We start from the raw sequence: 24,636 nt of genomic DNA on the forward strand, positions 1-24,636 counted from the left end.
ATTACTTCACCTCTAGTTTTTCAACACTTGCAAATTTACTGCTATCAAGCAGCTTAAAACTGTACAATTTTCCTGAATCTATACTCTCATCAACTGCTGTACCTTCATAAACGGTTTTAAAATAAAGTCCATCATCATCTATTAATAAAACATTGTCATCTATTGAATACTTGTATTTATACTGAGAATTAAAATATAAAATTTCACCTAACTTTTTAATTGAAACAGCATAATTTGTGTTCCACTTCCTACCGCTGGTTATTGAAGATATATCAGCTGTTTTATGAGCACTAAGTATTGAATTAAATGGACTTTTTAATTCTGTCCCTAGATAATCGTATTTTACTTTACTTAAATATAAACTATTCATATCCACAAGCTCTTGTTTTTGAACGCATTCTGCGTGTGGATGCTCAGCGCTTAAACCACCTTGAAGATTTCTTCCATCAATCATACATTGAAGATTGAAAATTGGTATATTTACTGTACCTGTATCTACCTTTAAAAACACAGCAATATAATGTGCTCCTTCTGTCACCTGTGGAATTCCTAAAGGTATACCTATAACATTATCTCCTTGCTGCAATTTTTGTTTTGGTGTAAAAGGAATATCCTTATTATCCAATTGAATTTCAATCGTTAATGTACATAAACTGCTCGCTGTACAATACATAGAAAAATTCATGGACAAGTTTGTATCTGCCACTGCTGTTATTCCTAAATAAATTGGTTCTACGGCTACAGTTTCTACGGTTAAAGCGATTGGATTAGCATAATAAAGCATAGAGCTAAAAGATTCAGCCACCTTATTTCCGAGGTCATCTATTGTTGTCTTAATATCTGCTGTATCAAGTCTATTTAATATACTGTCTTTGGGCTGTCCTAACTCAATTTTAATGTTTGTACAGTTTAATATATCTTTCTTTATTTTTATTACAGGTAATTTTACATCAATATTAAAATCCTTGTGCCTTACTATAACTAAATCTCCTATGTTAACACTTTGAAGATGTTTATATTTTTCATATTCTTTTGTCTTGCTGAGTTCTATAAAATCAACCTCAATATTTACTCTGCTTAAACCTATTATGGTTGCTGCTTCTTTTGCAAGTACTCTTAAAGTAACTTCATCACCAGCATCCTTAAATTCTACCTTCTTTATAATAGGAAAAGGTGGATATGCCTCACTATTCCAATTAGGAACACTAATATATTTTTCAGTAAGTTTTATGCCATTCTTTCCTACAGGATAAAGCTTTGTTACAACACTTGTAGTATCTATATTAAACTTTAAACCAGCTATATTTTTCCCTTGTGCAATCAATACACCTGCATCTTTTCCAATAGCTTTTAGTATTTTTATATCAAAATTATCTCTTTTAAGTTCCCCGCAATTCCATACATTGATTATTGAAAACATAACCTCTACAGGGTTCTTTTCCTCTACATCAATTGTATTTGCAGTTATAATATCGCTGTCCACTGTATATATGGTTATTAAGTCCCCAATTAAAGCTTTCTGCATAGCCGTTTTTACACTGCAATTTTCAACTTTCATACTTTCTATAAAATAATAAGAAAGATCATAAAAAATATGTTTTGCCCATACGCTTATAATATTTTTACCATCACTACTTTTCTCAACTTTATATATTCTAAAAAGCTGGTCATCTGCCTTAATAATATTCCACTCAACTAAATGCTTTGATTTTTTAGCATTAGCAGGATATTCTATCTCCAAAGAATAATCTCCATTTAATTCTTCCGTTATGTAGCAATTTATAGCTTCATTTAAAATTCCAAGACCATTGTTATCAAAGTTACCTTTAGTAGTTTTCTTATCATAAATACATATCATTATAACCACCGCCAGTTTGGTAAAAGCTCAACTTTAGTAACATTCCCACTCCATCCTATAATATTTTCACCAGGTTTTATTTTTAAGAATTCACCTGACATATTTCCATTTAAATTGTTTCCAGCATCATCATAACAGTCCTGTATAACTGAATCTACTATGATTTTATCAGTTACCCCTTTAAAGCTTATCTGCTGTCCATTTATTTTAAAAATAATATTACCAGAACCATAAATGCTTATTATAGGCTCACTTTCAATAGAACCTAAGTTAGTTATTTTGGTACCTGATGTAGTTATAGTTTCTATATTGTTTTCTACTGAATATTTAAAAGGTCTGCAATCAAATATTATTGGAAACTCACTAAAATATTTATAAACTTGCTTAAAATCAATAGCATTTACTACTTGAGCAATGTATTTCTTATCGGCTTGAAAGCTAAATATTAAATCACTTTCACCTGTTTCAAAAAGCCAGCCTTTTACAGCATCGATTTTATTTGAGATATCCATTTTATCCTTTACTGAACATTCCACTTCTATTGTTATATCATCATAAGTTTTCTCGTCAAATCTTAGATTAGAATCTCTTCCGGGAATATTTATTGTATTTACTCTACGTTTAGGAGAAGGAAAGTTAGGTCTTTGAGCTATTAAAATTCCAAAATCATCATAACTATTTTTGCCACCAAAATTAAAGCTGAGCACCTTAAATTCCTCCTTTCCCCATAGCCATTCTTTTTCTGCAAAATTCTAATTCGTAGGCAAGCTGCTCTATATCTTTCTCTGTATAATTATTAAAGTTCTCTATGTTAAAAATCACACTGCTATTTGCCTGTGTTTTTTCTTTTATGCTATTTCTAACTGGTACCGCTACAGCTGCTATATTGGTATTCATTTTCATATCCAAAGACAATCCCTTTACAGCTTCTGCAACAAGGTGCTTATTCTTATTTATTCCCTCTGCTAAACCTGACATAAAATCCGGCATCCATTTTTCATAATCAACCAGTGGTCCTTCATCTGGTACTGAAAAATGAAGATAACTTCTTATCTTAGCCGCTAGAGCACCTACTGCATCCTCAACTGCACCTACCGCTGATTTTATACCTTTTACAATTCCATTTACAAAATCTGCTCCATAGTTCCATGCTTTACCCGGTAGACTTGCTAAGAAATTTAAGGCGCTGTTTATGCCACTTTCTATAGAACTTTTAACATTTCCTATAGTACTACTTACACCATCTCTCATTCTTGAAAACATATTAGATCCATAATTATAAAGTTTACTTGGTAATTCACCAAACCAATTTAAAAGAGTATTCCAAATATTTATAGCCCCTTGCTTTATATTAGTACATAAATTAATCACTGTATTTTTTAAACTAGTCCAGGCATTTTCTCCACTTTGTTTTATATTATTCCATAGGGCTACTATAAAACTTTTAAAGTCATTCCATATATTTTTCGCCGTACTTGATATTGAGTTCCATATTGAAGCACACGATGATGATATAGCTTGCAAAGTTCCACTGAAAATTTGTTGTATACCCTTCCATATTTCTGAAAAGGCATTTTTTAAATTATTCCATATACCTTGAGCATCAGAGCTTAATTTTTTAAAATTCCCTGTTACCACATCTAAAATCAAAAGAATTGCTCCAAGAAAAACATTTTTAATAACTTCCCATATTCCTGTAAAATAGCTTTTAAGTCCATTAAATATATTATTTATTCCAACAGACATACTTCCAAACTTACTGCTTATAAATGTAGTTATTGAAGTTAAAGCATTACTAAATATATTACTTATATTAGTCCATATATTTGTAAAAAAAGCACCTATTGCTGTGAATATGCTTGTTACAGTAGTTTTTATCCAGTTCCAAACAGCACCTAATCCAGCTTTAATATCATCCCAGTGTTTTACAATTTCTAAGGGTATACCTATAAATGGAGCTATTACAACCAATATTTCAGTACCCCATTTACTAAAAAAGTTCTTGAGCCAATTCCAAAAATTATTAAAGGTAGTTTTGATTCCATTCCAAAGATCACCAAAGAATTTCTTTATTGGCTCCCAGTTTTTTATTATTAAATAAGCAGCAGTAGCTATTGCTGTAATCCCTATGATAATACCAAAGGCTAAGGGATTTATTTTAAAGATTGCTTCAAAGATCTTTCCTATTTTAGATAAGCCTTGAAGTCCCTCTACTGCTTTTTTTATGTTATTAATGCCTGTAATTATATCCGTTACAAGTTTTGCTATTTTTATTTCTGCTATTACTGCAACAATGCCTACTATAATTGCTTTTGTTAATTCTCCATGTTTAGATATAAAATCAAATAAATTCTTGATAATTGGTGTTATTACTGCCCCCATTTCCTTTACAACACCAGCTATACTGTTTACAGCATCTTGTATAGTTTTTTTATTGTCAGATATAACCTTTCCTAAACTTGTAAACAAATTAGTTATAGTCGGAAGTACTGCACTTGCTATTGGCATTAATACCTGAGCTATAACCATTGAAAATTGACTCATTTCCATTTTTAACACTTGCAGTTGCACAGCTTGCTCATGTGCTTGTTTAGGATCTACACCAAAGCCTTTAACCTTACTTGCAGCTTCTGAAGCCTCCGTATAATCCTGCAATATTGGTATTAATTCTTGTCCTCTTGCACCCAATACTTGTGCTACAAAGGCCTCTTCATTTCCACTTGCAGCCGCTTTTTGATAGCCTTCAGATAATTTTTTAAGCTGCTCAGGCATTGGCAGTAATTTACCACTGGCATCTGTAAGCTTAACACCAAATTCATTTAGTGCTTTAGTTGTTGAATTACCGCTTTTTCCTGCACCTTCTATGCCTTTGTCAAGCTTCAGCATCGTAGCTATAAAAGGCTGCGTATCTGTATCAGTTATTTTTAACATCTTATTGAGGTTGGCAGCTTCTGATGAGGTTACTCCTAATTTTTGCGAAAGCTTATATGCAGCATCACCACTTTCAACAGCTTTCTCTGTGAGAGAAAATAATCCAAGTCCTCCTGCAAGAGTGGCACCCACTCCAATTGCTGCATTTTTAATGCCATCAAAAGCATTTGAAACGTGTGTATGCATTTTAGTCATAGCTTCTTGTATGCTACTTCCAAGTTTCTTTGAGGCAGAAGATTCTTTTTCTATTTCTTTAGTTGTTTTTACTAATTCTGTATCCATATTAGAAAGTGCTTGTTTTGCTTTATTAAGTTTTATTTCAAGTTCTTGTGTGGCTTTGCTGTCTTTACCCTTTATTTCAGCACTTTTAATATAGGCTTGTTCTAGTGCACTTACCTTTTGCTTTTGAAGTTCCATTTGCTTAGAAAGAGTTTCTTCTTTTAATCTAAGTCCTTCAATTCCCTTTGAATTTTCTCCAAGAGCTGCTGTATTAGCTTTAAATTCACTATCAAGAACTCTAAGATTTCTATTAATGCTACTTATACCATTTTGAAAACCACTTGAATCTAAGCCTATTTTTACAGCTAAACTTCCAAGTTCCTCTGCCACACTCTCACCACCATTTACAATAGATTTAAAACATTATTTAAATTCTCTGCATATTCTTTGTTAGACCTATAAATTAAAATATCAAAATAAAAGAATATGTCCATGTCATCAATATCATTTAAAGTCCATCCCTGCTCTAAGAGCTGACAATAAATTTCTTTTATAAAATTAAGCGGAGATAGCTTTTCTTGTGCCTCTCCGCTTACTTGTTTGGGAATTCCTTTAACTTATTTCCTAGGTTACCCACTATTCCATTTATGCTGTTATTAAGAGTTTCTACAAGTTTATCTGCATCTAAGCCATCATAAAAATTGTCCCTTGTAAACTTATTTTCATATAGTTCTACTATAAAATCTACAAGTCCATCTAAATCCTTTGTCTTCATGTTATTGAAGTCTATATTTTCATTAATTTCAATGGCTTTTCTAAGCATTCTTGTTTTTACCTTAGGCATTACATAAGTTTTATTGTTTAATACTATTTCCATAATGATTTCCTCCTAAAAATGGTATAAAAAAGCACCTACTTTAAAAGGTGCTTCCATATAAGCCTATATATTATACATATATTTATTTAAGTCACATTTCAAAATCCTTCCATTTCTATATGATAGTATAAAGTTTATATTATTAAATATTTTAATAAACATTTTATCTTCTTCAGTCATTAATGCTTTAATCCATATGTTTCTACCAACTAAAACACCTCTTATATCATCCTTTCCAGCTTTAACTTTGCCATAAGCTTTGTGGTTTCCATCTAATATGAAAAATGGCACTTGATTTGTACTCAATCCAGTAAAATCCCCACATATTACTGCTTCTTCACTATTAACACACTTTTTTGCATATTCTTTATCTACTTGATCCTCATAAACTATTCTGCTAAGAAAATCTTTTGAAAACAACATATCCATTGAATCTTCATCACAATTATTTACTTTTATCCGAAATTCCTTATTATAATCTGAATCACTAAATTTATTTAATTCTGTTTTATTCTCTAAAAGTAAATTTAACAATTCAATATTTATCTTTAGCTCAAAAGTACTTCCCCCAATTAAATCGAAAGGTAAAGTATATATTTGTCCTTTTAATGAACCTAATGTGATTATTGGCTCAAGTTTGCTTTGTTGTAGTTTCACCTTATAACTTTTAATTATTTCTCTATAATTAGGATACTCTTTTGTTAATTTTAAATCTCTTTTTATATCCATTGATAATAAATAATCAAAAAAATTATCTAAATTGTTCACTGAAAATCCTCTTTTATTTAATTAGTTACATAAAAATTCTATTCTCTATAACCTAAACTTATTACTTAACACTAATAAATAAAATTGATTTATACAAAACAGCTATATTTCGTAGTTTTAGAAGCTATTATTTTACAATTGCAATACTGCCAAAGGAAAAACTATAAGTACCAACTCAAAGACTATTTTTAGATTCTGCTCTAGGTTTCCAAAGTCTTGGTATTATTTTTACTTAAAATTAACTTGCTGTATACGCCGCGGTTGAGCTTAATCCTAAGCCTACTGATCTATTCGTTCCTGCATCTGCTTTTACTCTTACTTGAACTTTTCCTACAGCATAACTTGCATTGCCAACACTTTGTGGATTTGCTGTTACTGCTGACCAAGTTGCTCCTCCATCAACGCTGTATTCATAATCTGAAGCATTACTATACCCACTTACATTTGTCCATCCAAAAGTATTAGCTGTATCATCTTGAACTGGATTAGTCGGTGCTGCTGGTATTATTGGCTGCCCATAAACTTTATTAAACCATGTAGCCCCTCCTGTAAATCCACTATCTTCATCAGCTGTATACTTCCACTTGCCATCTGTTCTTGTTAAAAATGTACCTTTGATTTTAGGTGTCTGAAATTTTGTTTTATCTTCCTGTGAAGAATGTTCTTCGTCTGGTTCACTAAACTTTCCCTTAAGAAGCCATACATATCTATGTTTACTATTTGCTTTTTTTATTTTAAACCCCATAGCAACATATGGTGCTGAATCTTGAACATCAGAACACATTACTTTACTTGTCGAATCAATTTTATGTCCTAGAAGTTCTGCCTGCACTTCAAGTGGCAAATCTTGTGTTTCAATTTCTACATCTATCTCTCCTAAAGATGTAGCTGTTTCTACTGCTCTATTATCAGCATACAAAGTGTCTGAACTACTTTTGGGACTTATCTTTATATTTATTGCTGGAGAAACTAATTTTGGTGTATCATAAGTTAAAGTATCTTCATCTGTTAAAGTTGCATAGACTAAATTTTCTACTCCTATAGGAGCACTATTTATTACCCCTGACATAAGCTGATACCTCCTTCCATTTGAATAAAAAATCTTATTGTTTTGTGATATATTTTAGTGTCTTCTTCAAATAAATCAGCCGCAGAAGTTCTTGTAAACCCTGCGACTTTCATATAATTTATTATTTTTTCTACTAATTCTGTGTAATCATTTTTGCTCCACACATCTAATTGAATATAATATCCTGTAGCCTTTTCTTCATTATCAGCATACTGTTCACCCTGCTCTAAGTAATTAAAGAAAGTAATATAAGTAGTTTCTTTTCCCTTATACTTTTGAAAGGAAACTGGTATATTAAGAGGTTTTAATGTCTCCATTAATAATTTATTTATCACTTTAAACCCTCTTTCAAAGTCGCAGCTATAATTTCTTTTATCCTATTTTTATTTTTCTCATAAGCAGGCTGTAAAAATGGATGAGCCGCTCTTTTACTTGTACCAAACTCAATAAATTTTCCATAAAATATCTCTGAATTATCGCCTCTGTCCACCCCTACAAGGATATATTTAACCCCATCTTTGTTTTTAATCTTGCCTATCTTAAGACCTTCTTTAAGTTTTCCAGTTCTTATAGGAACATTTGCTTTTGCATCTTCAAGTACTGGTCCAGCAGCATTTTTTAGAGCTTTATTTTCAAGTCTTCCAACATTTTCACCCATTTGCTGAAGTCTATTTAATATTTCATCAACACCTGTAAGTTCTATCTCAGCCACTATTCTCAACCTCCAGAGCTTTTATTTCAATATATTTATTCCTGTATTGAATATTGTCTATAAAAGTTATGTTATACTGTTTATCTTCAAATAATATTCTCATATCCTCCGTTATATCTTGTAAATATCTTATAGTAAATTTAACAGTTTTTTCTGCTTGTACAGCTTCAGCTGCAAAGAATTCTCTACCTCTAAGATTTTCAACCTTTGCCCAACAAGTAATAAAATCCTGCCATTCCTCTACTTCAAATCCATTTTCATTTGTAGTTATTGAAAGCTTTTGAAAAGTTATTTTATGCTTAAATTCTTCTGTTCTCATACTGGTATCACTCTATTCATGCTTAACAATGAATTTCTTGCTTCTTCAATTTTAGTTCTTTCATCAGGCTTATAATCATCATACAAAAGTTTCATATGAAGAATCATTGCCCATTTAACTGTTTCTGGAACAGCTTCAGCTTTATCTCCAAACCCGGCTGTGAATCTAATTCTTACAGCATTAATTGGCTGTAAAACTATTGTAGGCCATAACTTGCAGTAACCAAGCACAATTCTATTAACAAAGCTATCAGTATCAACAATATAATTATTTGAATCAAATATAAGCTCTTTTCCATACGTATCATAATATTTTACACTTTCTACATTTTGAACCGGTGAAGAACTATCAAAAGAAATATAATTATCATCCGGGAAAGAATCTAATACAAGCTCTAAAATTTGAGTAATATATTTTTTATTTTGAAAATCCTCGCAAAACTCTCTAGCCTGTTTAATCATACTCAGTAATATAATATCGTCATCGCTGCCAACTATTCTTAAGTGCTGTTTTGCCTCATCCAAAGTTATAGGTTCAATTACAGGTGGCGTTATAATTTTTAGTGCCATAAAATCACCCCAAAATAAAAAAGCCCTTAAGGCTTACAAATTTTAATTATTTACTGAAGAAAGTGTCTCATCCCCGGCATATTTGTTCTCCAATATAAATTCTCCACTAGCGAAGTTCGTAGCTTGTGTACTTGCTCCTATTCTTATATTTAAACAGCAAAATCCGTTATTTACATCTAGTTTTGCAGGATCTATATAAAATACTACCTGTTTATTCTTTGCTGTATTGGCTACAGTATAGCTCACTCCATCTGCCTGCCTTGCAAGTATATCATTTGCTGAAATATCTTCATTTACAAGTATAGGAACATCACAAGCTAAAGGTTTTGCACCCGTACCTTCTACATCTTGTGATTGATATAAAGAAATTTGTGTAGAATGAGCAACTGCTTGAGCTAAGTTAATAACAACTGCGGCTGTAATAACATTTTTTAAGGTTACATAGTTACTTATTATTGCAGCATTTGTTGTTTTTGGCTCAAAGGCTTGTATTAATTTATATTTTTCTATTAATGACATTTTTATCAACCTCCCTAAATAACAAAGGCAGCACTGAAGCTGCCTTTTAAAATTCATTTGGATATTATATTCATATTGTTTTCTACAAATTATCAATTGTTGAAGCTGCTAAAAATTTTTGTAGTGTTGTTCTACGTCCTCTCATTAAAGATACCGGATTAACACTTCCTTTTGTAATTGGTTTAGGTAATTGCTTCCTATTTTTTAAGAAAAATTCGTATTTACCTTTGTCAGGGCCAGAAGTTATATAATTTATACTCTTTATTTCTGAATATTCTATTATATGTTGTCCTCCACCACATTTACTCTTATACACCTTACTTTTGTATAATGCAAAATACTTTATATAGCCTTTTCTAATAAGATCAACTACATCTTTTCCCAAATAAACAGCCTTCCAATAATCATTTTGATAGTATTGAGCATATTTACCTAAATGATCAGCGCTTGTAAAAATGATTATTTGATCAGATTGATTTGAATTACTTTTAATAAAATTCAATCTATCAATTTCATCTTTTAACTTTAATAAATACTCTCTAGCTGCAACTTCCATAAAACTATTTCTAGAACAAAATTGCTTTGTATTAATACTTATATTCTCAAGCACTTCATCAATTCCACCAAGAAGTTTTTCATCAAAATTCAAATTTATAGATTTTCTATTTTCAGCCTTAAATTGTTCAAGCAACATGTTTAAATATCTCTTTTCATTACTCATAAAGAAAGCGCCCCCAAGATTTAGATTTTTTATATAATTTATTATAACCTATCCATATTAATTTGTAAATATGTTTAAGCTTTTTTATATAATTTTTCTTAATCTTGTTTATAATTTAAAATACATATTTTTTCAATATATCTGTTTTAGCAAAATCACAATTCATTTATAATACAATAAATACTTACTTAAAAATTGCTATTACAAATTCTTTCTAACATAAAAATAAATTTAACTTATCATCTATCCCCCAAAATAACAAACGGACTCAAAGCATTAGCTCCCTTATAAGGTGTAATTGGTTTATTTCTATAAGGAGCACCATTAAATTTATAAATAAAACGAAATACCTGCTCATCATATAAAAATCTTACGTGTATTGATACATCTGCTGTTGGTGCCTTCTTATCTATTCCAATATACTGCGTAGGATCAGCAAGTATAATATCACCCTTTTTACCTAATGGAGAGCATTGTTCAATAGGAATTATAGGTCTATTTAAAAGAGTACTGTATTGCGAACTTGAAGCTCCTCCTGAAGGTAAAAACACCGGTGCCCCTCCTGTTCCTATATTTAAAGCCATGGTATAAAGCTGTGGCTCAATCTCCTGATTAATATACCAAACCGCATTTGCTCTTAATCTAGCCGGCATAGAACTCCACATTTTGAGTATATTTTCATACTTTATTGTACTTGCAGCTTGATTTGATTCTTTTGGTACTGCTACAAGTGCATCTGAATTAAGTATTCCAAGTGGCATACCAACACCTGTACCATTTATTATTGCATCATCAATTTTAAAAGACATTTCATCTGCATAAGCTTGCCTTACTATTGCTTCAAGGGCTGTTGCATCCTGAAGTAAATCGTCTGTAACATAACAAAGAGCTAACAATTTCTGAAGTGCCATATCAATTTCTCTAAACTTAGGCTTTGATTTTGTTACAGTTTCTGCTTCAGCTATCCAGTAAGCTTGAACACCACCCCATCTACTTCCGTTAGCCCTACTAGTTTCATCAATTCCAAGAGTTCTAAGTCTATTTGTATTTGCACCAATTGGAATCATCCTTATCCTATTCGCAACTTGGCTTTCTGACATCATAACATCGAACATATCTTGTATAAAATCATTTTCCAGCATAAATCCACCTTCAGAACTTACACTTTCATTTAAACCGGAAGCTGAATTTTGATATATAAGCCTATTATCCATTCTTCCACCAGGTGAAGATGCCTTTGCTACAGCTTGAAGAAATTCTCCCATGCCACCTTTCCACTTTTTTTCATTTGGATCTTTAGGTTTTGCATATATAGGTTCATTTACTGGTGTCTTATTAAGTTTTTCTCTTTCTTTTAGCTTGTCTTCTGCTTCTATGGTTTTTTCAAGATTCTTAATTTCTGTTTCTAAACTATCATATAATTTTTGTTCTTCCTCAGTCATTGCTCTTGCTGAATCAATGGCACCTTTTACTATAGATGCTTGTGAATCAAGTTTTTGTTTTAATATTTCTTTTAAATTCATATATTAAATCTCCTCTCATGAATTTCATTTAGTTTTTTATATAAATCTATTGGGACTTGCTTTTCAATTTTGGCTGCTATTTTTTTATTATTTATAGGTTCTTCTTTAGGCTTTTCTTCATTTGTAATTGGATTTTTAAATTGTATTTTATTTATTTGAAGATTCTTATATTTGGTTATATCAACTTTAAGCCCATTGATAGCAAATATTTCATTATTCAATGAAGCTGATAACTGCTTTTCTTCCTCAATTTCATCTGCAAAGCCAAGTTCTACTGCCTCTTCTGCTGTCATCCAAGTTTCTGCATCCAATAATTCAACTATTTTATCTTTTTCCATGCCTGTTTTATCTTCATATACTGAAATCATACTTTCTCGCACTTTATCCAAATCATCAGCTAATTTTCTAAAATCATTTGCATTACCACTTCCAAAAGACCAAGGATTATGCACCATAAGCATTGCATTTTTAGGCATTTTAACATTATCTCCTGCCATAGCAATTATTGAAGCTATACTTGCTGCAAGTCCATCAACATAAACATTAACTGTTGCATCATGACGTTTTAGCATTGAATATATTGCCTGTCCTGCAAACACATCACCACCACCACTGTTTATATAAACATTCAAAGTTTTAACAGCACCAAGAGAATCTAATTCTTCCTTAAAATTTTTAGGTGTCACTTCATCTCCCCACCAAGTTGAATCACTAATATCTCCATACAGAAGAAGTTCTCCTTCATCACTGTCTTCCTTGGCATTAAACTTCCAAAACTTCTTACCCTTACTCATGTTTTTCACCACCCTTTGAAATCATTTCATATATTTTTTCTGCCAGTTCCTTATTTTTCGTATCATTAGTACCAGCTTCATTCATATTCAAAGGTTGCAAGTATATATCTCCATTTGGAATTGGGTCCATATTTTCAAGCCTTCTTATATCATTTACACTTAGCCACCCCCACTGTCTACCTTGTGCATAAGCTGAAGCTCTAGTAGCAGCATCTCCTCTTAAGAGTGCATCCACCTTAAATTCAAAATATCTGTTTTTTCTTTTGGATTCATCAGAAAGAAGTTGTAAATTTAAATTTTCTTCCCATCTTTTAAACCAAGGAAGCATAGTGTAGACAATAAACTCAAGACTTTGGTGTTCTATATTATTGTTAGTTGACCTTGTTAAATCCTGCACTAAGTGAAGTGGTATCCTAAATATTCTGCACACATCTTCTATTCTGAATCTCTTAGATTCCAAGAATTGCGCATCTGTAAGCTTCATTGTAACTTCCTTAAATTGACCTCCACCTTCGAGTATCATCGGCACTCCTGCATTTTGAAGTCCAGTATAGTTTTTCTTAATATCTTTTTTTAGCCTTTGAAAGGCTTCATCACCCAATTCATTAGGATACTGAAATATTCCACTAGTAGATGCTCTATTAAAATAAAAGTTTCTTTCAAATTTATCTTGCGATAAACCAATATCAATAGTTAGTGCGGCATAAGTTAAGGGTGTTACTCCTATATAACCATCTAAAGTCAAACCAGGTATATGCAATATTTCATCTCTCATTTTAGGTTCAGTTTTTCCATCAATAAAATAAAGAAGCCTACCAGTACTTTTATCTATATCAATTTTTACCCTATTCCATAAAATAGGTCTTAGTTCCAATAAGTCACCATGAAGATTAAATACCTTCTGAGCTATAAAATTTCCACCCAAATTCATATTACTCATTCCCGTTTCTTTAAACTGACCTGGTGTCATTTCTGTATTTGGCGCATAATGTAATATCTGATATTCTGGAGCATCTGTAACTTGAACTCTATTCCCCTTACTGTCTTTTTCATATAAAAATACAGGGCAACTTGCAAGTGTTTCTGAAAGTACCCTGTTACATGCAAAAACTGCTGTAAAACTCATAGCTGTGTCTGCATCTATATTTACATTACTTGATGTGGGGACATCTTCTCCACTTAAAAAATCCTGCGAATATTTCTGCAGGACTTCAAACAATGCATTTTGTGGAGTTAAAAAAAGCTTACATCTATCTATAAATTTCAAAACATCACCTTCTAATCAAGCAAACTTCTCATTCCTCTTTTTTCATAAACTGATTCTTTTGCTTCATGTCTTATTGCCCTATCGAGAGCCATTATTAATGCAACAGCTCCATCTATTTTTTCAGTAGACTTCTCTTTATCTGGTTTTATATTTCCAGCAGGATCTGTCCTTACAAATATGTTGTCCATCATCCAACTTAAAACTGGATGTCCCCCATGTGCTATCTTCTTTTCCAAAGTTATCTTCATAAGTTCCTTTGTTGGTGGACTCATATCTTTGTATCCTTGTCCAAAAGGAATTACTGTAAAGCCTAAACCATCCAAGTTTTGAACCATTTGTACTGCTCCCCAGCGGTCAAAAGCTATCTCTTTTATATTAAATTTGGTTCCAAGTTCATCTATGAAATTTTCAATAAAGCCATAATGAATAACATTACCTTCTGTAGTTTTAAGAAAACCTTGCTTTTTCCATATATCATAAGGGACATGGTCTCTTTTCACTCTAAGCTTCAAGTTATCCTCTGGTATCCAAAAATAAGCTAAGACATAATATTTATCATCTCCCGGTATTGGCGGAAACACTAAAACAAAGGCTGTAATATCATTAGTGCTCGAAAGATCCAAGCCACCATAACATTCCCTACCTTTAAGTTTTTCAATATCAACTTCAAAAGAGCACTTATTCCAAACATCCATAGGCATCCATCGAACTGATTGCTTTACCCATTGATTAAGTCTAAGCTGTCTAAATATATTTTCTTCAGCTGGATTTTCTTTTGCACTATTAAAAGCATCCCTAACCTTTTCAATAGGTATAGTATGCCCAAGAGAAGGATTAGCCTTATACCAATTTTCTTCTAAACTCCAGTCTTCTTCATCTTTAATTCCATATATAACAGGATAAAAAGTTCTATCATGTTTTTTACCTCTTAAAATATCCTCCGCTTTTTGATGTACCTCATAACATATAGAGTTTCTATCAGTTCCTGCTGTTGTAATTAAAAAAAACAGCGGCTGCATTCTCGCATCACCACTGCCTTTTGTCATAACATCATACAATTCTCTATTTGGTTGTGCATGGAGCTCATCAAAAATTACCCCATGCACATTAAGTCCATGTTTTGAAAATGCCTCTGAGGATAAAACTTGATAGAAGCTTCCAAGAGGTATATACACTAATCTTTTTTGAGATATTACAGGTTTTATTCTTTTCTTAAGTGCTGGACATTGGTCCACCATATCCACTGCAACATCAAATACAATAGATGCCTGCTGTCTATCTGCAGCACAACCATAAACCTCGGCTCCCCACTCATTATCTGCACAAGTAAGATAAAGTGCTACTGCAGCTGCAATTTCACTTTTTCCATTCTTTTTTGGTATTTCCACATATGCTGTATTGTACTGCCTGAATCCATTGTCTTTAACATTTCCAAATATATCTTTAATGATTTTATCCTGCCAAGGTAATAAATCAAAAGGAACTCCATGCCACACACCTTTTGTGTGCTTTAAATTATTTATGAACTTTACTACCCTTTCTGCTTTCTTTTCATCAAACACTTTTACACCATCCTTAGAATATCTTCCATTGGATCTGATGTATCTGCTTTTGAAGTTCCAGCATTTATCCTAGACCTTGCAGATGGAGTAAGTCCAAATTCTGAGCAGAAATCCTTCATGATTTTAAGATATGTTTGTGCTATAGATACCTGCGGCACTTGTTGAATATATCCTGATGGTGTTTTAAAAATAGTACCATGCTTTGTTAAAAATTCTTCTGCTTCCTTCCATCTTGCATATGCTTGACAATAACCTGCAAAAGCAGCCGCATCAACTTTTGTAAGTACACCTATTTGTTCTAATGTCTTTGTCATCCTTCTCCACTCTTTTTTTGCCTCTGGCTCAAGCCATGACGGACATTTTGGAGCTTTATTTTCTGGCCTTGGTTCATTTAAATTTAAAGGTCTTTTTCCTGGATTCCCTTCAAGGACTTTTAGAGCTGTAGGCTTTGGTTTTCTTCCTCTTGTCGCCATGGGGTTCACCTCCTAAAAATAGTAATAGAAAGAATTCCTCCTATTTATATAATTCTAATAATTCATCAAACTTTATAGATATTCCACACTTTTTTAATCTTTCTTCTCTTTGTTTAAATAAAATATATAGCATATCTTTTTTATCACTTAATTCAGCATGGTGAAGTTTCTTATGACAGACAACACATAAACTAACTATATTAGCTTCTACATCTAAACTCTTATCAAACTTTTCTTGATAACCCATAGGAATTAAATGATGGCTTTCAACATAGTTTTCTCCTGTTGATTTAGCTTTGAAATATTCATGATTTGGATCTATTGTACATTTAAATTTTGCACTAATCAAAACTCTTTTTGCTACCACTGGATCTCTTGCCCATTGATTTATAATACTTTTTCCCAATTTGTTTTTATCTTTTGGTACATCTTCAAAATTTTCATTAGGAACTACTGCCAATAAAACTTTTTCTTGGTATGACATATTGTATTGTTTCTTTTTATCTTCCAGTAAGCTAAGAATCTGACTTAATTTATTTATATCTAAAAATTGTTTAGAATTAGAAAATCGTTGAAATTTACAATCTATATTTGTTAATTCATTTGCTTCTATGGGTTGAAATATTTCTATAGTATCCTTATAAAATAATATCGACCCCTTGTATTCTCCATACTTATCATTTTGTATACCATTAAGTTGTGCTGATGCAATTATTTTATTGTCATATTGAAATAATATTAAACTTCCATTACTACTGTTTATTCCTTGCTTTCTATAATAATATTTGCAATCCTCTCTATAAGTTAAACAGTTCAAAAAATATTCTTCTTGCACTTCTTCAATTAGTTCATTATTGAATTCTTCTGTACTCATAGGCATAATTCTTATTTCTGGAACTTCTTTATTTTTTAATATAAACATATACATCCCCCATTCCTTTCTTCTATTATACAGAATTAGAGGATGTTTTTTTTTAATTGAAAGTTCATAATAATAATATAACTTTAAACTATTCTTATCTAATCTTAATATCCTCCTTCTTATTTCTAAATGAACCGTTTCCGTTTAAGTTTTTAAGTAATTGATTCCTTGCCTCTTTATACCTATTGCCTATAAATCCAAGCCTTAAAAGCCAAGTCCTAAAGGTATATTTTTCATTATCGGTTTGTCTTTCTTTTGCTGATGAATATTTAATCTTTTTTGAACTTTCATTAAGTGCTTCAGCAAATTGATTAGCAGTTTTAGTGTTCTCAAAGCTCTCTACAAATTTAAATTGTAAAATACCTTTTTTAAAATCAAATTTAATACCTTGGCACTTTTCCAATCCAATTTCTATTGCTACTATTTTAAAATCTTCAACGCCTACAATCCTTACATCGTTTATTCCTTTTATAAATGCTTCCGTAACGATATCATTTTCAATTTCCATCGCCTTTTTGATAAGCGTCTGCTTGCTGGCTATCATGTTTATTAAATTTCTTAGGCTAATTCCTGTGTGTTCTTCCATTAAAAAAGTCACTTCTGAATCTTCAGCTTCTTCTTTTACTTGAACTTCTTCAGAATTCCTTAGTAGCTCTTCAAGTTCTATAACTACACCTTCTGAATTTTCAACCTTGCCAGCTTTATCAATAATCATAACTCCTTCTGTTGTTTCTATTTGGTATGCAAAACTTGGTGCTCCCATGTACTTTGGTTTAACACCGAAATGCTCACCTAATAATTTTACGATTTCTTTTCTTTCCATAATGCATTCCTCCTGTACTTTTTTGTTACTACATTAATCACTCTAAAGCACAGTAATATCAAGTACTATTTAATATTAATTGCCTAAAACCTTATAATATCCCCTTGATATTCTTTCAAAATCTTCATATCGTGTTCCATGATTTTTAGGAGCATTCTTACAGCATCTCGAAGTTACATGCGTTCTTATTGTGTTTTCTGAATAATTAGTACCCCTATTTTTTAAATAACTTATTACTTCATTGACTGTGAAAACATTCTTTCCCTTTTCAGTTATAATTGATATTGCAACTGCTCTTACCTCATCTCTACAATTAGATTCTTTAATCACAAAAATCATCTCCACCTTCTTTTAATTATAATTATAGTTTTTTATTTTTAATTTTTCTAGTAATCGAGTATTATGATTAGGTGACTATGAGTCTGTATTGTGACTAAATAATATGTTTAAACTAAAAAAAGCCAGCTTGGCTTTTTACTCTTCTAATGCTGTATATCTTGGGTATGTGTATCCTTCTGAATCTATCAATATGCTTTTCTTTGTTTTTGTATTTCTAACTCTTATACATCTTAATTCTCCTTTCGAATTGCTGCCCCCATCTTCTTTTGTTATCCAAGGTTGATCCTTACAAAAATCTTTTGCAAATTCTTTGAATTCTTCATCGTTTAATTTAACTTCTTTTATAACTTCATAATCTGTTCCTTTTAATCCGTTGGCTTTTGCTTCTTTTGTAAGTTCTTTAAGTTCCTTTAAATTTAAAACCTTTCTTCCAAATAATGCTCTCATTTTATTTCCCTCCATGTGTTTTTTTGTTATACTATATATCACTCTAAAACACAGTAATAGCAAGGGTTTTATTCACTTTTAATTACATTCTTATAGGCTGTTTTATTGCCTTTTCTAATTAGGAAAACTTTATCTTCCCCTGCAGTTTCAATATATCTTTTAATAATAACATCACAGTACTTTTCATCAAGTTCCACTGCGTAACATATTCTTCCTGTCTGCTCACAGGCAATAAGCGTAGAACCACTTCCAGCAAAGGGCTCAAATACTATACAGTTTGTCATGCTGCTATTTTGAATGGGGTAAGCTATTAGAGGTACAGGCTTCATTGTTGGATGATCTGGACTTTTACTTGGTCTATCAAAATTCCATACAGTAGTTTGTTTCCTATCCGAATACCATCTATGCTTTCCTGTTGGCTTCCACCCATAAAGTACAGGCTCATGCTGAAATTGATAATCGCTTCTTCCTAAAACTAATGACTGCTTCACCCAAACACACACGCTGGAAAGATGAAAACCTGACTCTTTAAAAGCCTTTCTAAAATTCAAACCTTCTGTATCAGCATGAAAAATATAAGCTCCTGCCCCATCATCTAATGCTGAATAGATATTTTTAAAAGCAGCTAATAAAAATTCGTGAAAACTCTTATCATCCATACTATCATTTTTAATAACTCTTTCATTTTCTTTTCCCGCAGAATAATTAACATTGTACGGTGGATCAGTAACACATAAATTTGCCTTTTTTCCATCCATAAGTTTTTCAACATCTGAAATCTTAGTGCTGTCTCCACATATTAATTTATGTTTGCCCAAAAGCCATATATCTCCCAGCTTAGTTATGGGTTCTTTTATTTCTTCAAGAGCTTTATCTGCATCAAAGTCATCATCCTTAACTTCTTTATCATGAACTTTTGAAAATAAATCTTCTATTTCAGCGGCATCAAAACCTGTAAGAGAAATATCGAACATGGATTTATCAAGTTCATCTAAAATATCAGCTAACTTTGGCATATCCCATTCTCCACTTACTTTGTTAAGAGCTATATTTAAAGCCTTTTCTTCATCTGTATCTATATCAATAACAACACATTCTATCTCTTTTGCACCCTCATGCTTTAAAACCTTAAATCTTTGATGTCCTCCAACTATATTACCTGTTTTCTTATTCCAAATTACAGGTTCTACATATCCAAAGGTTTCAATTGATCTTTTAAGCTTTTCATATTCAGGATTACCCGGTTTTAAATCTTTCCTTGGATTATATTTAGCTGGATTAAGTTTTTCAACTGCTATTTTCTGAATCTCCATCTTCTCACCTTCTTTAAAACAATAAAAAATGCCCTAAAAAGTACAAGTTTTCACTAAACTTTTTTAAGGCATAAATCTTCTTAAACTATTTGAACTTCTATGTTCTTTATCTCAAAATTCGCTCTTATACCCCCCTCTGGAATTTTGCGTTTTTTCACACGAAGGGGACCACCCGGCCTTTTTCGTTTAAGTCTAGAGGAAATGTATCCCCCTCCCCATCTTTAATTTTCTACATTATTCCAAGGATAAGAATAAACTTCATTTTTGTTTCCAAACCTTCCGTCTTCCTTTGCAGTCTTTACATCATGGTGATGCTTACATAGTGATTGCCAATTGCTTTCATCCCAAAAGAGTTCTTCATTTCCTTTGTGAGGTATAATATGATCTACTACTTCTGCTGCAGTAACTACTCCTTTTCTTTTACATTCTTCACAAAGAGGATGCTTTAAAAGAAACTGCTTTCTTTGCTTGTACCATCTGCTGTTATAAAGTTTCTTAAAAGGTCTGCTTATCTTGTTGTATTTACTTTCTATTTCTTTTTGATGCTTGCTACAGTATCTTTCATTTGTAAGTTCAGGACAACCTGGATAACTGCAAGGTCTTTGATGTTTAAATGGCATAGCTTTCGCCTCTACTCATTTAAGTGCAGCTTGTATTATTTTAATTAGCTGTTCCTTGTTTAGTGCTTGTAAATATTTTTGCCTTTCCTTGTATGAACATTCTTCAAGACGTTTTCTATTTTTACCTTGTCCTATAAATATCCCCGATAACTTTAAGTCATCTCTAGTTGATTCTAAGTAATGCCTTCTCCAAATATTATAATAACTAGCTGCCTCTACATCATTGAATCCTCTTGACATAAGTTTTTTAATAGCAGTAGCTCTACCATATACCTCATAGCCATCACAAAGATTATATATTTTTTCTAGATTTATCATTTTCATTAACCTTCTTAATTTTTCTTATGCATTTTGGTAATATACAAAACACATGATTTCTATCTATTTTGTCACTCCAAACACACGCTCTACACTTATTCATAATTCCTCCAACAATAACAAAAGACCCATAACATAAGTCTGAAGCCTTAATTTTTTGTACTAAAAAAGCCTCAAGAGTTTTATCTCTCAAGGCTGCTTTTCTCTATTTATAACTTTCTACAGTTTACATTATAACATGGTTTTTACTGGGCTTTCAATGGACAGCTACGGTATTTTTTCTTACTGTTGCCTTACCTATAACTAACTTTATATTGCAAACGCGTCCTCAATCTTATGCAAATAAGGACAATATTTCTGTGAATGTTTTAATAATCCTTGTTTTGCTAAATGAGAGCATAAAGAACCAATATGGGATGATGGTTCTGCAAAGCCACTATTACCATATGGCACTAATAATCCTTTTAATGTGTTATATGCAGTTGACGTTATGGAACTGTCAATCTCATGCGAAGTATAATAAATACCTGGTGTTGCTGAAAGAAAAGTATTAATATCGTTAATTAAAATGCCTGCTATGCCTTTGCTTATTTGAAACTTAACTTGTGGATTACTCATAAACATCTCTCCTTAAATTATAATAAATTTAATTCTTTTAAAGCTTGAATTCTATTTTCTATTAACTTATCTACAGTTTTTATTTTTTCACTTATAGTTTCTAGTGAATTTATTTCATTACATCCTAAAGCATAATTAGCAATTTCTTTTATTTTATCTTCTATATCACTATTAGCCACTTCATCAACTTGTAATTTGTTATCTTCTCTTTTCATATAAGATTCTTCTTTTATCCAATACGCTTTGTAATAAAAATACTTTTTACCTTTAATAGTTATAGAATCAATATTATTTTCTACTTGTAAAACTAATAAACCATTAATTTTATCTTCAATTACGTTATTTATAATTGCTACAAAATCATCTAAATCATTTCTGCTTATTCTAAATTTACCTTTTATATCCTTAAATCCACTAGTACTCAGTTGTTTTGATAATTCTTTAAATAAAGAACTATGCTTAGATCCTCTATTGCCATGATATTCACTTACAACTAACTCATGCCCTTCTTGCTGAAGATAGCATATCCTGCAAATACCATCTAAGTATTTAGCATCTTTTGAATAAACATGTGCATTTTTCAATTCATTTCCACTAAGTCCTAAACTAAACTTTCCGTTTATTTTAGATAGTTTATCAGTAATATCCTTATCGATTGTAGTTGATTGCGTAATTATCTCTGCATCTCCAGCATAGCTCATCGAGGATATTAAACTATCTGAACTATACACTATAGGATTGTTAAAATCCATCTCTTCAATTGTTTTAACTCCTATTGTTCTGAATTTTATATTTTTATTAACTCTCATTTCTAAGCCCCTTTCTAATATCTCTTAATATTATTATATAACATTTTAGAAATTTTACAATACATTGTAGAATAAATTTTAAAATTTATTCTTAACAAAAAAGACCAGCGATTAACTCACTCGTCTTCCCAAATCAAACATTGATGTTATTTCATCAATACCCTTGTTTTTATATTTGCTTAAAGTTTTTTCACTAATGGAGCACTTTGTGCAAGCCTCACTCCATGAAAGTTTATTCATAAATATTTCCTTTACAACTTCTTTAATCTGAGGTTCTAATCTATCTATACAATAATTTAATCGTGTAATTTCAAATTCTGTAGCTTTCATCATCTTATAAATTTCCTGTCTGCTCTCTTTATTCATTCTCTTTGTTACTTCATTATATACTAAAGCTATTTTACAAGTTTTATCTGAAATATTGCTTGTTGTAACTCTCTCATTATTTGATGAAGAAAAACTAAGAGATTCTATAACTTCATCTGATTCTATATCTTTAAATGCCTCATATTCAAATTTTAATTGATCTATATCTTTCAATATCTCCCTGTAATTTTTCAAAAGATACTCAACATATTCTCTAGTTTCCACACTCTCATCCCCTAATCATTAATTTTACTAATTCTTGCCTTTACAGCCTGAAGTAGTGCTTCCTGTCCTACTTCCTTATTTTGAAGTGCTTTCATTACATCTTCATCCATAGTTCCTTTTGCTACAAGATGATGTATAATAACATTTTCCTTTTGTCCCTGCCTATATAATCTGGCATTAGCTTGCTGATATAATTCCAGGCTCCACGTAAGTCCAAACCAAACTATTATGTTTCCTCCTGCCTGAAGATTAAGGCCATGTCCTGCTGATGCTGGATGCACTAACATTATAGGAATTTCTCCTCTATTCCAGACTTTAATATCATCTGATGATTTTAATTCTTTTGCTTTAAAATACTTCTGAAGCCTATCTCTATCATGTTTATAAGAATAAAATATAAGTACTGGTTTTCCATTTGCAGCTTCAATAATGTCTTCTAGAGCTTTAAGTTTTTCATCATGAATTTCTAAGGCATCACCATTTTCATAATAGACAGCTCCATTTGCCATTTGAAGTAATTTATTTGTAAGTACAGCTGCATTATTTGCAACTATATCCGAATCCTTAAGCGGAAGAAGTAAATCTTTTTCTAGTTGCTTGTACTTATCCATAGCTGTCTTTGATAAATTAATTTTTATTATGTTATTTATTCTCTCTGGAAGTTTTAAATAATCCTCTGCTTTCATACTCACACATATATCTTTTAACTTTTCATAAATGTTTTCTTTTGCCCCTTCTTTAGGCTTATAGCTAAAAATTACATTTTGATTTCTCTTATCTGGTAAAAAATATCTTTCTCTATATCCTGTTATTGTTTTTCCAAGTCTTTCTCCACCATCTAAAAGATAAATTTCTGACCATAAATCCATAAGTCCATTTGGTGCTGGTGTTCCTGTAAGTCCTACAATTCTTTTAGGTCTAACTTTTTTTAGCGCCCTAAACCTTTGAGATTTTGAAGATTTAAAACTTGAAAGTTCATCTATAACAACCATATCAAAGGGCCAATCCTTGTCATAATACTTTACAAGCCACACCACATTTTCTCTATTTATAACATAAATATCTGCCTTATGATTTAATGCTGATATTCGTTCTTTTTCTGATCCTAGCACCTTTGATATTTTTAAATACCCTAGGTGATCCCATTTTTCACTTTCACTACTCCAGGTATCTTCTGCTACTCTAAGTGGAGCTATGACCAAAACCCTTATAACATCAAAATAATCATACATAAGTTCACCTATCGCTGTAAGTGTTACTACAGTTTTTCCAAGTCCCATGTCCATCAAAAGTCCAACTTTTTCTTTATCTAAAATCCACTGCATAGCATATTCCTGATAACTGTGTGGTTTATAAATCACACTATCATCTCCTCCATAAAATCCTTAATTCCTTGCATTGAATCTATTAAATAAACTTTAAAACCTAACGTTTCGAACTGCTTTTTTCTTTTAAGCTGCAGCGGTCTCATTTTCTTTTTTGGTGCCTTAAGCTCTACAAAGACCACTTTTCCATTTGGCATTAAAACAACTCTATCTGGCACACCTGCCATACCCGGTGATACAAACTTTAGTGCCAGTCCTCCACGTTTTTCAACTTCAAGTTTTAATCTACTCTCAATTTCACTTTCTAACATCTCTTGCCTTCTTTCAAAT

30 protein-coding genes are annotated in these 24,636 nt (G+C 31.5%); all 30 read right to left on the reverse strand.

What is annotated here, in order from left to right; translation table 11 throughout:
• Position 1: 1 nt before the first annotated feature.
• Positions 2-1,858: a phage tail spike protein gene (locus tag LQK79_RS10930; RefSeq protein WP_231016562.1), complete on the reverse strand. Its 1,857-nt coding sequence runs from the start codon at positions 1,856-1,858 to the stop codon at positions 2-4.
• Entirely contained in the window at positions 1,858-2,565 is a 708-nt protein-coding gene (locus LQK79_RS10935; protein ID WP_231016563.1) for a distal tail protein Dit, read from the reverse strand. Before LQK79_RS10935 ends, LQK79_RS10930 begins: the two co-directional genes overlap by 1 nt.
• 1 nt (position 2,566) lies before the next feature.
• Positions 2,567-5,398: a phage tail protein gene (locus LQK79_RS10940; RefSeq protein ID WP_231016564.1), complete on the reverse strand. Its 2,832-nt coding sequence runs from the start codon at positions 5,396-5,398 to the stop codon at positions 2,567-2,569.
• A 202-nt stretch (positions 5,399-5,600) separates the two neighbouring features.
• On the reverse strand, positions 5,601-5,885 hold the full coding sequence (gene gpG, locus LQK79_RS10945) for a phage tail assembly chaperone G (protein ID WP_231016565.1): 285 nt from the start codon (positions 5,883-5,885) through the stop codon (positions 5,601-5,603).
• 63 nt (positions 5,886-5,948) lie between these two features.
• Positions 5,949-6,653 (reverse strand): hypothetical protein, encoded by a 705-nt coding sequence (locus LQK79_RS10950; RefSeq protein WP_231016566.1) that lies wholly within the window; start codon positions 6,651-6,653, stop codon positions 5,949-5,951.
• Positions 6,654-6,891: 238 nt separating this feature from the next.
• On the reverse strand, positions 6,892-7,722 hold the full coding sequence (locus LQK79_RS10955; RefSeq protein ID WP_231016567.1) for a major tail protein: 831 nt from the start codon (positions 7,720-7,722) through the stop codon (positions 6,892-6,894).
• Positions 7,710-8,057: a hypothetical protein gene (locus tag LQK79_RS10960; RefSeq protein WP_231016568.1), complete on the reverse strand. Its 348-nt coding sequence runs from the start codon at positions 8,055-8,057 to the stop codon at positions 7,710-7,712. Before LQK79_RS10960 ends, LQK79_RS10955 begins: the two co-directional genes overlap by 13 nt.
• Positions 8,054-8,434 (reverse strand): HK97-gp10 family putative phage morphogenesis protein, encoded by a 381-nt coding sequence (locus LQK79_RS10965; RefSeq protein ID WP_231016569.1) that lies wholly within the window; start codon positions 8,432-8,434, stop codon positions 8,054-8,056. The genes LQK79_RS10960 and LQK79_RS10965 overlap by 4 nt, the downstream gene beginning before the upstream one ends.
• On the reverse strand, positions 8,427-8,753 hold the full coding sequence (locus tag LQK79_RS10970; protein WP_231016570.1) for a phage head closure protein: 327 nt from the start codon (positions 8,751-8,753) through the stop codon (positions 8,427-8,429). Before LQK79_RS10970 ends, LQK79_RS10965 begins: the two co-directional genes overlap by 8 nt.
• A complete protein-coding gene (locus LQK79_RS10975) occupies positions 8,750-9,322 on the reverse strand; it encodes a head-tail connector protein (RefSeq protein ID WP_231016571.1) in 573 nt (190 codons plus the stop codon). The genes LQK79_RS10970 and LQK79_RS10975 overlap by 4 nt, the downstream gene beginning before the upstream one ends.
• Positions 9,323-9,364: 42 nt before the next feature.
• Entirely contained in the window at positions 9,365-9,841 is a 477-nt protein-coding gene (locus tag LQK79_RS10980) for a hypothetical protein (protein WP_231016572.1), read from the reverse strand.
• Positions 9,842-9,923: 82 nt separating this feature from the next.
• Positions 9,924-10,562, reverse strand: a complete 639-nt coding sequence (locus LQK79_RS10985; protein WP_231016573.1) for a hypothetical protein — start codon at positions 10,560-10,562, stop codon at positions 9,924-9,926.
• Between the two features lie 239 nt (positions 10,563-10,801).
• The gene (locus tag LQK79_RS10990) at positions 10,802-12,085 is read right to left on the reverse strand and encodes a phage major capsid protein (RefSeq protein WP_231016574.1); all 1,284 of its coding nucleotides are present in this window, start codon (positions 12,083-12,085) and stop codon (positions 10,802-10,804) included.
• Positions 12,082-12,879, reverse strand: a complete 798-nt coding sequence (locus LQK79_RS10995) for a head maturation protease, ClpP-related (RefSeq protein WP_231016575.1) — start codon at positions 12,877-12,879, stop codon at positions 12,082-12,084. Before LQK79_RS10995 ends, LQK79_RS10990 begins: the two co-directional genes overlap by 4 nt.
• Entirely contained in the window at positions 12,872-14,146 is a 1,275-nt protein-coding gene (locus tag LQK79_RS11000) for a phage portal protein (protein WP_231016576.1), read from the reverse strand. The genes LQK79_RS10995 and LQK79_RS11000 overlap by 8 nt, the downstream gene beginning before the upstream one ends.
• Before the next feature lie 11 nt (positions 14,147-14,157).
• The gene (locus LQK79_RS11005) at positions 14,158-15,708 is read right to left on the reverse strand and encodes a terminase large subunit (protein WP_231016577.1); all 1,551 of its coding nucleotides are present in this window, start codon (positions 15,706-15,708) and stop codon (positions 14,158-14,160) included.
• A gap of 2 nt (positions 15,709-15,710) precedes the next feature.
• The gene (locus LQK79_RS11010; RefSeq protein WP_231016578.1) at positions 15,711-16,181 is read right to left on the reverse strand and encodes a phage terminase small subunit P27 family; all 471 of its coding nucleotides are present in this window, start codon (positions 16,179-16,181) and stop codon (positions 15,711-15,713) included.
• A gap of 40 nt (positions 16,182-16,221) precedes the next feature.
• Positions 16,222-17,103, reverse strand: a complete 882-nt coding sequence (locus tag LQK79_RS11015) for an HNH endonuclease (RefSeq protein WP_231016579.1) — start codon at positions 17,101-17,103, stop codon at positions 16,222-16,224.
• A gap of 94 nt (positions 17,104-17,197) precedes the next feature.
• Positions 17,198-17,926 carry a virulence-related protein gene (locus tag LQK79_RS11020; RefSeq protein ID WP_231016580.1) on the reverse strand — a complete coding sequence of 243 codons (729 nt, stop codon included), beginning with the start codon at positions 17,924-17,926 and terminating at the stop codon, positions 17,198-17,200.
• 75 nt (positions 17,927-18,001) lie between these two features.
• Complete coding sequence (locus LQK79_RS11025; RefSeq protein ID WP_231016581.1) at positions 18,002-18,256, reverse strand: DUF7669 domain-containing protein; 255 nt, start codon at positions 18,254-18,256, stop codon at positions 18,002-18,004.
• A 144-nt stretch (positions 18,257-18,400) separates the two neighbouring features.
• Complete coding sequence (locus tag LQK79_RS11030) at positions 18,401-18,712, reverse strand: hypothetical protein (RefSeq protein WP_231016582.1); 312 nt, start codon at positions 18,710-18,712, stop codon at positions 18,401-18,403.
• A 68-nt stretch (positions 18,713-18,780) separates the two neighbouring features.
• Positions 18,781-20,025 (reverse strand): site-specific DNA-methyltransferase, encoded by a 1,245-nt coding sequence (locus tag LQK79_RS11035; RefSeq protein WP_231016583.1) that lies wholly within the window; start codon positions 20,023-20,025, stop codon positions 18,781-18,783.
• Between the two features lie 221 nt (positions 20,026-20,246).
• Entirely contained in the window at positions 20,247-20,645 is a 399-nt protein-coding gene (locus tag LQK79_RS11040; RefSeq protein WP_231016584.1) for an HNH endonuclease, read from the reverse strand.
• Positions 20,646-20,660: 15 nt separating this feature from the next.
• The gene (locus LQK79_RS11045; RefSeq protein WP_231016585.1) at positions 20,661-20,963 is read right to left on the reverse strand and encodes a hypothetical protein; all 303 of its coding nucleotides are present in this window, start codon (positions 20,961-20,963) and stop codon (positions 20,661-20,663) included.
• Positions 20,938-21,066, reverse strand: coding sequence for a hypothetical protein (locus LQK79_RS20880; RefSeq protein ID WP_269144115.1), 129 nt, complete (start codon positions 21,064-21,066; stop codon positions 20,938-20,940). The genes LQK79_RS11045 and LQK79_RS20880 overlap by 26 nt, the downstream gene beginning before the upstream one ends.
• A gap of 206 nt (positions 21,067-21,272) precedes the next feature.
• On the reverse strand, positions 21,273-21,581 hold the full coding sequence (locus LQK79_RS11050; RefSeq protein ID WP_231016586.1) for a hypothetical protein: 309 nt from the start codon (positions 21,579-21,581) through the stop codon (positions 21,273-21,275).
• A 17-nt stretch (positions 21,582-21,598) separates the two neighbouring features.
• Positions 21,599-22,390, reverse strand: a complete 792-nt coding sequence (locus tag LQK79_RS11055) for a hypothetical protein (RefSeq protein ID WP_231016587.1) — start codon at positions 22,388-22,390, stop codon at positions 21,599-21,601.
• 111 nt (positions 22,391-22,501) lie between these two features.
• On the reverse strand, positions 22,502-22,981 hold the full coding sequence (locus LQK79_RS11060) for a hypothetical protein (RefSeq protein ID WP_231016588.1): 480 nt from the start codon (positions 22,979-22,981) through the stop codon (positions 22,502-22,504).
• Positions 22,982-22,992: 11 nt separating this feature from the next.
• Positions 22,993-24,342: an SNF2-related protein gene (locus LQK79_RS11065; RefSeq protein ID WP_231016589.1), complete on the reverse strand. Its 1,350-nt coding sequence runs from the start codon at positions 24,340-24,342 to the stop codon at positions 22,993-22,995.
• Positions 24,339-24,617, reverse strand: coding sequence for a VRR-NUC domain-containing protein (locus LQK79_RS11070; RefSeq protein WP_231016606.1), 279 nt, complete (start codon positions 24,615-24,617; stop codon positions 24,339-24,341). Before LQK79_RS11070 ends, LQK79_RS11065 begins: the two co-directional genes overlap by 4 nt.
• Between the last annotated feature and the right edge of the window lie 19 nt (positions 24,618-24,636).

The sequence above is a fragment of the Clostridium guangxiense genome, from assembly GCF_021043395.1.
In the GTDB taxonomy this organism is placed as follows: Bacteria; Bacillota; Clostridia; order Clostridiales; family Clostridiaceae; genus Clostridium_S; species Clostridium_S guangxiense.